Origin of the sequence: Microbacterium esteraromaticum, assembly GCF_016907315.1 — a bacterium.
GTDB lineage: Bacteria > Actinomycetota > Actinomycetes > Actinomycetales > Microbacteriaceae > Microbacterium > Microbacterium esteraromaticum.
In genome coordinates, this window is the sequence record NZ_JAFBBS010000001.1 from 711255 (window position 1) to 723144 (window position 11890).

Here is an 11890-nt window from a genome sequence, read left to right on the forward strand (position 1 = left end):
ACCAAAAGGCAGAAGGGAGGAGAGCGAATGAGCACGATCCTCGAGGTGCGCGACATCACGAAGGAGTTCCCCGGCGTCAAGGCGCTGCAGAACGTGACGATCGAGGTCGAGCGCGGGCAGGTGCACGCCATCTGCGGCGAGAACGGCGCCGGCAAATCCACGCTCATGAAGGTTCTCTCCGGTGTGTACCCGCACGGCACCTACGGCGGTGACATCGTCTTCGAGGGCGAGGTCGCCCAGTTCCGCGACATCCGCGACTCCGAGGGCCACGGCATCGTCATCATCCACCAGGAGCTCGCGCTGAGCCCCTACCTGTCGATCGCCGAGAACATCTTCCTCGGCAACGAGCGGCAGAGGCGCGGAGTCATCGACTGGGCCGCGACCAACCTCGAGGCACAGAAGCTCCTGGCCCGCGTCGGGCTGCGCGACGACCCGTCGACTCCGGTCAATGAGATCGGCGTCGGCAAGCAGCAGCTCGTCGAGATCGCCAAGGCTCTGTCGAAGGAGGTCAAGCTCCTCATCCTCGACGAGCCGACCGCCGCGCTCAACGACGACGACTCGGCGCATCTGCTCGACCTGATCCGGCACCTCAAGGGCCAGGGGATCACGTCGATCATCATCAGCCACAAGCTCAACGAGATCAAGGACATCGCCGACAAGGTCACGATCATCCGGGACGGCCGCACGATCGAGACCCTCGACCTCACCAGCGAGGAGATCAGCGAGGACCGCATCATCAAGGGGATGGTCGGCCGCGACCTCGCGCACCGCTACCCCGACCGATCGGTCGACGTGGGCGAAGAGGTGTTCCGGATCGAGGACTGGTGGGTGCACCACCCGGCCGACCCGAACCGCACCGTCATCCACGGCGCCAACCTGACCGTGAAGGCCGGAGAGGTCGTCGGCATCGCCGGCCTCATGGGCGCAGGACGCACCGAGCTCGGCATGAGCGTGTTCGGCCGCAGCTACGGCACCAACATCTCCGGGCGCGTCTACGTGCGCGGGCGCGAGGTGAACACCCGCACGGTGTCGAGCGCCATCGCCGCCGGCATCGCCTATGCGACCGAGGACCGCAAGCGCTACGGCCTCAATCTCATCGAGGACATCAAGCGCAACATCTCCGTGGCCGCGCTGGGCAAGATCGCCAGAGGCGGCTGGGTGAACAGTCACGAAGAAGTCGTGATCGCCGAGGGCTACCGCAAGAGCATGAACATCAAGGCTCCGTCGGTCGCCTCCGTGGTCGGCAAGCTCTCAGGCGGCAACCAGCAGAAGGTCGTGCTGTCGAAGTGGCTGTTCTCGGACCCCGAGGTGCTCATCCTCGACGAGCCCACGCGCGGCATCGACGTCGGCGCGAAGTACGAGATCTACTCGCTGATCAACCGCCTCGCCGCTCAGGGCAAGGGCGTCATCGTGATCTCGTCCGAGCTGCCCGAGCTGCTCGGCATCTGCGACCGCATCTATGCCCTGTCAGAAGGGCGCATCACCGGGGAGGTCGCCATCGCCGACGCCACCCCCGAGACCCTCATGCACTACATGACCAAGGAGAAGGAACCCGACCATGTCCACCCGTAGCGAGACCGCGCCCCGTGCGAACGAGGTGCTCTCCCAGCTGACCTCGCGGATGCGTCAGATCGGGATCTTCCTGGCGCTGATCGCCATCGTCGTCTTCTTCCAGGTCGTGACCGGCGGCAAGCTGCTCACGGCAGGCAACGTGGCGAACATCATCGTCCAGAACAGCTACATCCTGATCCTCGCGATCGGCATGGTGATGATCATCATCGCCGGGCACATCGACCTCTCGGTCGGCTCGGTGGCGGCGTTCGTCGGCGCCATATCCGGCGTGATGGTCGTGCACTGGGGATGGCCCTGGTGGATCGGCATCATCGCAGCGCTCCTCGTCGGCGCCCTCGTGGGAGCCTGGCAGGGCTTCTGGGTGGCCGTGGTGGGCATCCCGGCGTTCATCGTCACGCTGGCGGGCATGCTGATCTTCCGCGGTCTCACCCAGATGGTGCTCTCGAACACGCAGATCACCCCGTTCCCACGTGAGTACCGCCAGCTGGGCGGTGGGTACCTCTTCCCGCAGCTGTTCCCCGCATCGACATCGCCGGTCGAGTGGATCACGCTCGGTCTGGGCGTTCTCACGCTCGTGCTCTTCGTCGGCTACGAGCTGCGCGAGCGGGCGAAGGTGCGGAAGATGGGACTCGAGCCCGAGGCACGCACCTGGTTCCTCGTCCGCCTCATCGGCGGCGTGGTGCTGCTGGGATACCTCACCTACCTGCTCGGCATGGCCGACGGCTCGCGCGGCACCCCGATCGTGCTGATCGTGCTCGCCGCGCTGATCGTGGGCTACACCATGGTGATGGGGCGCACCGTGTTCGGCCGGCACATCTACGCGATCGGCGGCAACCGCCACGCGGCCGATCTGTCCGGCATCAAGTCCCGCCGGATCGACTTCTGGCTGTTCGTGAACATGGGAGTGCTCGCGGCCCTCGCCGGCCTCGTCTTCACGGGCCGCCTGAACTCGGCCGGCCCCGGTGCGGGAAACCTGTTCGAGCTGGATGCCATCGCGGCAGCCTTCATCGGCGGTGCCGCCGTGCAGGGCGGCGTCGGCCGCATCATCGGCGCGATCACCGGCGGTCTGATCATGGGAGTGCTGAACAACGGCATGTCGCTGCTGGGCGTCGGCACCGACTCCCAGCAGTTCATCAAGGGAATGGTGCTGCTGCTGGCCGTCGCATTCGACGTCTGGAACAAGCGCCGCCAGCGCGTCTGACCTACCGCGCACTCACGGGCCGGTGCCCGGCGATCACCCCATCACGCGGGCGCCGGGCACCGGCCCGTGCACGTGCAGCGCCGTGCGGCCTGTGTCGCGCAGCAGATCCTGCACCAGGCGCGCCTGATCCGGATCGTCGCACAGCAGGGCGATCGTTGGGCCCGAGCCCGACACGATTCCCCCCAGAGCGCCGAACCGTATGCCGTCGACGAGTGCCGACGTGAGGTCCGGCCGATCGACCAGCGCTGCGACCTCGAGATCGTTCAGCAGAGCAGGGGCGAGATCGCGGGCATCCCCCGCACGCAGCGCCTGCAGCACAGCGAGCGGCACGTCGAGCGACATCGGCGGATCATCGGCCACAGCACCGTCCTGTGCGCGCAGGAGGTCGAGCTGGCCGTAGACCGCGGGGGTCGACAGGCCCTGCTCGCTCAGCACGAGCACCCAGTCGAACCGCCCGCGCGCGAGAGCGGGCGTGAGCTCGTCGCCGCGGCCCGAGCCGACCGCGGTTCCGCCGTGCAGCGCGAACGGCACATCGGCACCGAGCCGTGCAGCCAGCTCATGCAGCCGGTGCGCGCCGAGCTCGGTTCCCCACAGTGCGTCGCACGCGACCAGCGCGGCGGCGGCGTCCGCCGACCCGCCACCCATGCCGCCCGCCACGGGTACGCCCTTGCGGATGCGCAGGTGCACCCCGGCATCCACCCCCGCGGTCTGCGCGAGCAGCTTGGCCGCGCGCATCGCCAGGTTTCGATCGTCGAGGGGCACACCCGAGACATCGACGTCTCCGTCCACCTCGAGAGTGAATGCATCCGAGGGGCTCGCGTAGACATCCTCGTACAGCGACACGGCCTGGAAGACGGTCGCGAGCGAGTGATAGCCGTCGTCGTGGCGGGGGCCGACGCCGAGGTAGACGTTGATCTTCCCGGGAGCCCGCACATGCACGGGTCGCGATGCCATCACAGCTCCGATGACACGGACCAGAGGTTCACATCGACGCCGTGCGCGAGGGAATCGATCGCCGTGAGCTCATCGTCGCTGAACTCGGGGCCGTCGATCGCCGCGATGTTCTCGTCGAGCTGCTCAGGACGCGAGGCGCCGATGAGCGCCGAGACGACGACAGGGTCGCGCAGCGTCCACTGCAGCGCCATCTGCGCCAGCGTCTGCCCGCGGTCCACCGCGATGTCGTTCAGGCCCCTGAGCACGGCCAGCCCCTCCTCCGAGAGGGGCCGGTCGGGCAGCGACCTGCGCTTCTGAGCCCGATCGGCCGTGCCGTTCTGGAGGTACTTGCCGGTGAGCAGTCCCTGCGCCAGCGGCGTGAAGGCGATCGCGCCCACACCGGTCGAGCGCAGCGCGTCGGTGAGGCCGTCCTCGATCCAGCGGTTGAGGATCGAGTACGAGGGCTGATGGATCACCAGCGGCGTGCCGAGATCGCTGGCCACCGCGACCGCAGCCTCGGTGCGCTCGGCGCTGTACGACGAGATGCCGACGTAGAGAGCCTTGCCCTGACGCACGAGGGCGTCGAGCGCTCCGATCGTCTCCTCCACCGGAGTCACCGGGTCGACCCGATGCGAGTAGAAGATGTCGACGTACTCGAGGCCCATGCGGGTGAGCGACTGCTCGGCGCTGGCGAGGATGTACTTTCGGCTGCCGAGGTCGCCGTACGGGCCCGGCCACATGTCCCACCCGGCCTTCGACGAGATGATCAGCTCGTCGCGGTACGGACGCAGGTCCTCCGCGAAGATGCGACCGAAGTTCTTCTCGGCGGAGCCGTAGGGCGGACCGTAGTTGTTCGCCAGATCGAAGTGGGTGATGCCGCTGTCGAACGCATGGCGAAGCAGCGTGCGCTGGTTGTCGAGCGGGATGTTGTCGCCGAAGTTCCACCACAGGCCCAGCGAGATCGGCGGCAGGTAGAGCCCGCTCGTGCCGACCTGGCGGTACTCGAAGCGCTGGTAGCGATCCGTGGCAGCGACATACGGCCGGTGGATCTCGGGGACGTCGGGTCGGAAGCGCGGTTCGGTCACGCTGTCAGGCTATCGGCACCGCGAGGGCATCGGGCTGGACGCGCGCGATGCGGTGGTAGTCGTCGACCGTGAGATCCTCACCCCGGGCAGTCGGCGCGACCCCGGCCGCTTCCAGCACGGCGGATGCCGCCGCCGACCCGCCGTAGAGACCCGAGAGCGCCTGGCGCAGCATCTTCCTGCGCTGGTTGAAGGCCGCGTCGACGATCTCGAAGGTCCTCCGGCGCTCGTCCTCATCGCCGCGCGGAACCTCATCGCGCACGAAGCCGACGAGCAGGCTGTCGACGTTCGGAACCGGCCAGAACACCTGACGTGAGACGGTGCCGCACAGCCGCCACGGCCCGTACCAGGCGGCCTTGACGCTCGGGGCGCCGTAGATCTTCGAACCGGGCTTCGCCGCGAGGCGCTCGGCGACCTCGGCCTGCACCATCACGACGCCGCGCTGCAGGTACGTGAACGTCTCGAGGAAATGCAGCAGCACCGGCACGGAGACGTTGTAGGGAAGATTGGCGACGAGCACCGTGGGGTCGCCGGGCAGCTCGGTGACGCGCATGGCATCGGCATCCACCACTGTCAGTGCGCCCTCTGCGACTCCCCGCTCGCGGGCGGTCTGCGGCAGCCGCTCGGCGAGACGATGGTCGATCTCGACGGCGGTGACGGATGCGCCGGTCTCGAGGATCGCCAGGGTCAGCGACCCGAGCCCTGGTCCGATCTCGACGACGCGCTCACCCGCCTGCACGCCCGCCGCGGTGACGATCTTGCGCACGGTGTTCGCGTCGACGACGAAGTTCTGCCCCAGCTTCTTCGTGGGGGTGACGTCGAGCTCGGCGGCAAGACGGCGGATCTCGGTGGCGCCGAGCAGGGAGACGGTCATGCGTCCATTCTCGCGCATCCCGCCCCACCCCTAAGATCGTGCGAGTGACCGCACTCGGAGAGCTCATCGCCCCGCGCCGCCTGGGCCGCGACTTCCGCTGGCTGATGTCGGCCGCGTGGACGAGCAACATCGGCGACGGCATCGCCCTCGCCGCCTCTCCCCTGCTGATCGCGTCGATGACCTCGTCGCCGGTCCTCGTCGCCTCGGGAGCCATGCTGCAGTTCCTGCCGTGGCTGCTGTTCGGTCTGCACGCGGGCGCGATCGCCGATCGCGTCGAGCGGCGGATGCTCGTGATGCTCGCGCACGGCATCCGGGCCCTCGTCGTCGCCGGTCTCGTCGCCTTCCTCGTGACCGGCACCGCGAACATCGCGATCGTGCTGGTCGTGTCGTTCCTGTACGGCACCGCGGAGGTGTTCGCCGATACGAGCACGAGCACGCTGCTGCCGATGATGGTGAAGCCGGCTGACCTCGGCATCGGCAACGCGCGGCTGCAGGCCGGGTTCCTCGTCGCGAACCAGCTCGCCGGTCCGCCTCTCGGAGCCTTCCTGTTCGCCGTCGGATCGTTCTGGCCGTTCCTCGCGCAGGTGCTCGCCGTGTCCATGGCGCTCGTGCTGATCTCGCGGATCTCCCGGCAGCCTGTGCCTGCGCGGTCGGATGCAGCCGAGACAGCCGAGAAGAAGCGCCCCGTGCACACCGAGATCGGCGAGGGGCTTCGCTGGGCGTGGCACAACAAGCCCGTGCGCACGCTGATCGTGATCATCCTCGCGTTCAACGTCACGTGGGCTGCACCCTGGGGCATCCTCGTGCTCTATGCCACCGAGCACCTGGGAATGGGCCCGGTCGGCTTCGGCGCGCTGACGACCGCCTCGGCGATCGGCGGGCTGCTCGGCACGCTGAGCTTCGGATGGCTCGAGAGACATGTGTCGTTCGCCACCATCATGAAGGTGTGCCTGTCGCTCGAGGTGCTCATGCATCTCGCCTTCGCGCTGACGACGAACGGCGTCATCGCGCTGGTCATCATGTTCGGCTTCGGCGCATACGCCTTCGTCTGGGGCACGATCTCGACGACCGTACGGCAGCGGCTGGTGCCCCATGTGCTGCAGGGCCGGGTCGGCTCGGTGAACATGGTCGGCGTCTTCGGCGGCATGGTACTCGGCCAGGCGCTCGGCGGCGTGCTGGCGCAGACCTGGGGGCTGACGGCTCCCTGGTGGTTCGCGTTCGCGGGCTCCGCGGTCACTCTGCTGCTGATGTGGCGGCAGATCTCGCACATCGCCGCAGCGAAGCCGGCGCTCGACGAAGGAGCCGCGGCGACGGCGTGAGGTCGTCGGTCAGCGGCGCGCCAGCCGCGCGTCGAGGCCGTTGCGCACCGCCGGCCACTCGTGCGGAAGGATCGAGTAGTTCGCGGTGTCGCGCAGCGATCCGTCGGGCATGATGCGGTGATTGCGCAGAACCCCGTCGAGCTTGGCCCCGAGCCGCTCGATCGCGGCACGCGACTGTCTGTTGTGGAAGTGCGTCAGAAGCGACACCGCGATGGCGTCGCATGCGTCGAAGGCGTGCCCGAGCATCAGCCGCTTCATCGCCGGGTTCACCTCGGTGCCCTGCGCGGCGGCGCCGAGCCAGGTGTAGCCGATCTCGACCCGGCGGTTCGGCTGATCGATGCTGCAGAACGTCGTCATGCCGACGACCTCTCCGCTCTGCAGCCGACGGACGGCGAACGGGTTCATCGCCCCGGCATCGCGCAGTGAGAGCCGGCGATCGATCTCGGCCGGCACCTCGCCGGCGCTCGGCACCGAGGTGTACCAGGCCGGGGCGAGCGTCGCCGCGGCTCGGCTCAGGTCGTCTGCGTGCTGATGGCCGAGCGGCTCGAGCCGCACGCGTCCGTCATCCAGGGTGATCTCATCGGCAAAGTGCACCCGTTCAGGCTACGCGACGGTCGCCGCCACCCCTGCCCAGCTACCTCGCCCCTGCTGGTTCGCGCAGCTGAGCGGGGGCGAGGTAGCTCGGCAGGGGCGAGGACCGCTGGCATGGCGGGCATCGCGGGGGGCGGGGCACCGCGGGGCATCGCGGGGCATCGCGCGGGCGACGCGGGGGGGCGGGTCAGGCGAACGAGCCGTACACCGACAGCGTGTTGGCGGCGAGCTGCGCGCAGAGCTCATCGACGTCGACGTCGAGCTCGGCAGCCATGAAGCGCACCGTGATCGGCACCAGATAGGGCGCGTTGGGGCGACCGCGCAGCGGCACCGGAGTGAGGAACGGCGCGTCGGTCTCGACCAGGATCCGGTCGAGCGGTGTGACGGCGAGCGCATCGCGCAGGTTCTGGGCGTTCTTGAACGTGACGTTGCCGGCGAACGAGAGCCAGTAGCCGGCATCCGCGGCGATTCGAGCCATCGCATCGTCACCCGAGAAGCAGTGGAAGACCGTCTTCTCCGGTGCGCCGACGCGAGCCAGAGTCTCGAGCACGTCATCGTGTGCGTCGCGGTCGTGGATCTGCATGGCGATGCCATGCTTCTTCGCCAGCGCGATGTGCGCCTCGAACGACTCGTGCTGCGCCGGACGCCCGGCCTCGCCGGTGCGGAAGTAGTCGAGCCCTGTCTCGCCGATCGCACGAGTGCGCGGATGCGCCGCGAGCTCGTCGATCACCGAGATCGCCTCATCGAGGCGGCCCTCAGCCGCGTACGTCGGCGCGTCGTTCGGATGGATGGCGACGGCCGCGAGCACCCGAGGGTCGGATGCCGCGGCATCCACCGCCCAGCGCGACGACTCGATGTCGCCCGACGCCTGGACGACTCCGGCGATGCCGACCTCGGCCGCCCGGTCCAGCTGCTCCGCGAGCGAGAGCGGCTCGACGCCGTCGGTGATCTCCAGGTGCGCGTGGTTGTCGTAGACCGCGACGGTCAGCGGCTCGGGGGCCGCCGGGTAACGCAGGTCCTTGCGGCCCTCGGCATCCCGGCGCTGCACGTACGTGTCTGCCATCTCGCCTCGCGGGTCAGGCGGTCTGCTCGACGCGGGGGAACAGCGGCGCGAGCGTGGACACGGTCGTGCCGGGCTGCAGCGCACCCCAGGTGCCTGCCTCGCGGATCGGCTGAGCCGTGATCTCGCCGAGCGAGCCCTCGACGCCGAGGGCGTCCCACAGCTTCGCGGTCGACTGCGGCATCACCGGCGAGAGCAGCACGGCGAGCGCCCGCAGGCCCTCCGCGCAGGTGTACAGCACGGTGCCCAGACGCTCACGCTGCTCATCGTCGCGCGCCAGGGCCCACGGCTCGTTCTCGGTGATGTACAGATTCAGGTCGTCGACGATCGTCCAGATCGCGTCGATGGCCTCGTCGATGCGGAAGTTCTCGATCGCCGCATCGGCCGCGACCGTGGCATCCGCCACCTTCTTCTGCACCACCAGGTCGCGCTCGGTGTACTCGGAAGGCGCCGGCACGACGCCGTCGAAGTACTTCTGGATCATCGCGACCGTGCGCGAAGCCAGGTTGCCGAAGCCGTTGGCGAGCTCTGCCTGGTAGCGGGCCGAGAGGTCCTCCCACGAGAACGAGCCGTCCTGCCCGAACGCGATGGCCGAGAGGAAGTAGAAGCGGTACGCGTCCGAGCCGAACACGTCGGTGATCTCGGTGGGCGCGATACCCGTCAGCTTCGACTTCGACATCTTCTCTCCGCCGACCAGCAGCCAGCCGTGCGCGAAGATGCCCTTCGGCACATCGAGCCCCGCGGCCATCAGCAGTGCGGGCCAGATGACGGCGTGGAAGCGCAGGATGTCCTTGCCGACCACGTGGTACGCGGGCCAGCGACGGGCGAAGTTCTCGTTGTCCTCGCCGTAGCCGACGGCGGTGGCGTAGTTGAGCAGCGCGTCGACCCACACGTAGATGACGTGCGACTCGTCCCACGGCAGCGGGATGCCCCAGTCGAACGTCGACCGCGAGATCGACAGGTCCTTCAGACCCTGGCTCACGAACGAGACGACCTCGTTGCGCGCGGAGTCGGGGCGCACGAAGTCGGGCTGGGTCTTGTACAGCTCGAGCAGGCGGTCCTGGAACTCGCTGAGCTTGAAGAAGTAGTTCTTCTCCTGCAGCAGCTCGAGCGGCTTCGAGTGGATCGCGCAGACCTTCAGCCCCTCGAACGGACCGGTGCCGTCGACGATCTCGGACTCGGGCTTGAACTCCTCGCAGCCGACGCAGTACAGCGCCTCGTACTCGCCGGCGTAGATGTAACCCGCGTCGTACAGCTTCTGGAAGAAGACCTGCACGTTCTTCTCGTGCCGCTCCTGCGTGGTGCGGATGAAGTCGTCGTTCGCGACGTCGAGCGTCTCGAGCAGCGGGAACCAGCTCTCGCCGACCAGCTTGTCGACCCACTCCTGCGGAGTGACGTTGTTCGCCGCGGCCGCACGCAGCATCTTCTGACCGTGCTCATCGGTGCCGGTCAGCATCCATGCGTCATCACCCGCCTGGCGGTGCCAGCGCGACAGGGTGTCGACGGCCACCGTCGTGTACCCGTGGCCGATGTGCGGCACGTCGGACGGGTAGTAGATGGGCGTGGTGATGTAGAACGATTCGCCTGCGGGCATGCGATCGATTCTAGGCGGGAACTCGTGGCGGCTTCTGTTCCGTGACCTGGTTCTCGTTCTTGTGATGGGGCGCCGCCGGGCGGGAATCGGGACGTCGCGGGCGATGGGGTGGTGTGGGAGGAGTGAAAGGGTCAGGCGCGGGTGGCGGTCAGTGAGGCGTGGGGGCGGATGCTGGGCTCGCCGGGAGTGCGCACGCGGCGCTCGAAGGCGGTGACGATGAAGCCCGCCTGCTCGAGCAGCGGCTGCAGGGCATCCGGGGTCCAGAAGTACGCCGTCGCGACGGCGTGGGCGAAGGGCTCGCGCGCCGGGCCGTCGAAGAAGCCGATCAGGATGCTGCCGCCGGGCGCCGTCACCCGGGCGAACTCGGCCAGGATCGCAGGCAGCCCTTCAGGAGGGGTGTGGATCAGCGAGTACCAGGCGAGGATTCCGCCCAGCGACGCGTCCGCCACCGGGAGTGCGGCGAACGACCCCTGGCGGAACTCGAGGTCCGGATGCCGTCCGCGGGCGTGCGCGATGAACTCCTCCGACAGGTCGACGCCGAGCACGGCGCGGTCGCCGTCGTGCAGGAACCGCGTCCACAGGCCCGGCCCGCATCCGGCATCCAGCAGCCGCCCCTGTGTGGCGTCGCGCCACGCGGCGATGAGCGTGCGGTCACGGGCATCCGTCTGTCCGATGTCGCCGATCAGCGCGACGTACTCCGCCGCTCGAGCGTCGTACGCGGCAGCGATCATCTCATCGGTCACGCGCCGACTGTACCGGCCGCCGTCGACAGCACCGCATGACCGCGTCGGCCGGTGGTGCGCTCGACACGACGTGGTGCGCTCGGCATACGGCGCCTCATGCCCGCTTCGCGGCAAGGGCGCCCTGGTACAGGTCGCGGGACGACAGGCCGGTGGCAGCGGCGACCTCGGCGCAGGCGTCTTTGAGACGGGTTCCGGATGCCACGAGTGCCTGCACCTGTGCAAGCGCGTCGTCTGCGGAGACCGAGACCGGGGCAGCGCCTTCGACGACCACGACGATCTCACCCTTGACACCCTGTTCAGCCCAGGCCACCAGCTCGGACGCGGTGCCGCGGCGCACCTCTTCGTAGAGCTTGGTGAGCTCCCGGCAGACCGCGATGCGGCGATCCGCACCGAACCCCGCGCCCATGTCGGCGAGCGAGGACGCGAGCCGCGAAGGAGACTCGAAGAACACCATCGTGCGCGGCTCGTTCGCCAGCGCGCCCAGCATGGAGCGGCGCTCCCCCGGCTTTCGCGGAAGGAAGCCCTCGAACGTGAAGCGGTCGGTGGGCAATCCGGAGATCGCGAGGGCCATCAGCACCGCACTCGGCCCGGGGATCGCCGTGACGGTCACACCGCGCTCGACGGCGGCGGCGACGACGCCGTAGCCGGGATCGCTGACCGCGGGCATCCCCGCGTCGCTGACGACCACCACATCCTGCTGCTCGGCGAGCTCCGCCAGCTCGGCAGCCTTGTGCTTCTCGTTGTGGTCGTGCAGCGCGATCAGCCGCGGCCGGTTCTCGATCTTCAGCGCCTGCAGCAGCCGCTGGGTCGTGCGGGTGTCTTCTGCAGCGACGACCTCGGCGTTCTCGAGCACCTCGATCAGGCGGCGGGAGGCGTCGCCGAGATTGCCGATCGGGGTCGCCGCGAGGATGATCACCCGAC

11 protein-coding genes are annotated in these 11890 nt (G+C 68.7%); 3 read left to right on the forward strand and 8 right to left on the reverse strand.

All coding sequences use genetic code 11. The features are described 5' to 3' along the window. Window positions 1–27: 27 nt before the first annotated feature. Together mmsA and mmsB are read left to right on the forward strand one after the other, a co-directional pair. Window positions 28–1572, forward strand: coding sequence for a multiple monosaccharide ABC transporter ATP-binding protein (gene mmsA / locus JOE67_RS03535; RefSeq protein ID WP_204974175.1), 1545 nt, complete (start codon window positions 28–30; stop codon window positions 1570–1572). Further along, window positions 1559–2773 carry a multiple monosaccharide ABC transporter permease gene (mmsB, locus tag JOE67_RS03540; RefSeq protein WP_204974176.1) on the forward strand — a complete coding sequence of 405 codons (1215 nt, stop codon included), beginning with the start codon at window positions 1559–1561 and terminating at the stop codon, window positions 2771–2773. The genes mmsA and mmsB overlap by 14 nt, the downstream gene beginning before the upstream one ends. A gap of 33 nt (window positions 2774–2806) precedes the next feature. On the opposite strand, the gene JOE67_RS03545 is transcribed toward mmsB, so the two are convergent. The 3 genes from JOE67_RS03545 to rsmA are packed head-to-tail and all read right to left on the reverse strand — an operon-like array spanning window position 2807 to window position 5662. Next, the gene (locus tag JOE67_RS03545; protein WP_204974177.1) at window positions 2807–3727 is read right to left on the reverse strand and encodes a 4-(cytidine 5'-diphospho)-2-C-methyl-D-erythritol kinase; all 921 of its coding nucleotides are present in this window, start codon (window positions 3725–3727) and stop codon (window positions 2807–2809) included. After that, window positions 3727–4791 carry an L-glyceraldehyde 3-phosphate reductase gene (gene mgrA, locus JOE67_RS03550; protein WP_204974178.1) on the reverse strand — a complete coding sequence of 355 codons (1065 nt, stop codon included), beginning with the start codon at window positions 4789–4791 and terminating at the stop codon, window positions 3727–3729. The genes JOE67_RS03545 and mgrA overlap by 1 nt, the downstream gene beginning before the upstream one ends. A gap of 4 nt (window positions 4792–4795) precedes the next feature. Beyond that, complete coding sequence (gene rsmA, locus JOE67_RS03555) at window positions 4796–5662, reverse strand: 16S rRNA (adenine(1518)-N(6)/adenine(1519)-N(6))-dimethyltransferase RsmA (RefSeq protein WP_204974179.1); 867 nt, start codon at window positions 5660–5662, stop codon at window positions 4796–4798. A 44-nt stretch (window positions 5663–5706) separates the two neighbouring features. Here rsmA and JOE67_RS03560 point away from each other — a divergent pair, with 44 nt between their 5' ends. Further along, a complete protein-coding gene (locus JOE67_RS03560; protein ID WP_338041483.1) occupies window positions 5707–6981 on the forward strand; it encodes an MFS transporter in 1275 nt (424 codons plus the stop codon). 9 nt (window positions 6982–6990) lie between these two features. Here the strand turns inward: JOE67_RS03560 and JOE67_RS03565 are convergent, their stop codons facing one another. The 5 genes from JOE67_RS03565 to rsmI form a co-directional block, all read right to left on the reverse strand. Beyond that, complete coding sequence (locus tag JOE67_RS03565; RefSeq protein ID WP_204974180.1) at window positions 6991–7575, reverse strand: GNAT family N-acetyltransferase; 585 nt, start codon at window positions 7573–7575, stop codon at window positions 6991–6993. Window positions 7576–7759: 184 nt separating this feature from the next. Beyond that, window positions 7760–8635, reverse strand: a complete 876-nt coding sequence (locus JOE67_RS03570) for a TatD family hydrolase (RefSeq protein WP_204974181.1) — start codon at window positions 8633–8635, stop codon at window positions 7760–7762. Between the two features lie 13 nt (window positions 8636–8648). Then, window positions 8649–10226, reverse strand: a complete 1578-nt coding sequence (gene metG / locus JOE67_RS03575; RefSeq protein ID WP_204974182.1) for a methionine--tRNA ligase — start codon at window positions 10224–10226, stop codon at window positions 8649–8651. Between the two features lie 131 nt (window positions 10227–10357). Continuing rightward, complete coding sequence (locus tag JOE67_RS03580) at window positions 10358–10969, reverse strand: class I SAM-dependent methyltransferase (protein ID WP_338041484.1); 612 nt, start codon at window positions 10967–10969, stop codon at window positions 10358–10360. 94 nt (window positions 10970–11063) lie between these two features. Next, complete coding sequence (rsmI, locus tag JOE67_RS03585) at window positions 11064–11885, reverse strand: 16S rRNA (cytidine(1402)-2'-O)-methyltransferase (RefSeq protein ID WP_204974183.1); 822 nt, start codon at window positions 11883–11885, stop codon at window positions 11064–11066. Window positions 11886–11890: the final 5 nt, after the last annotated feature.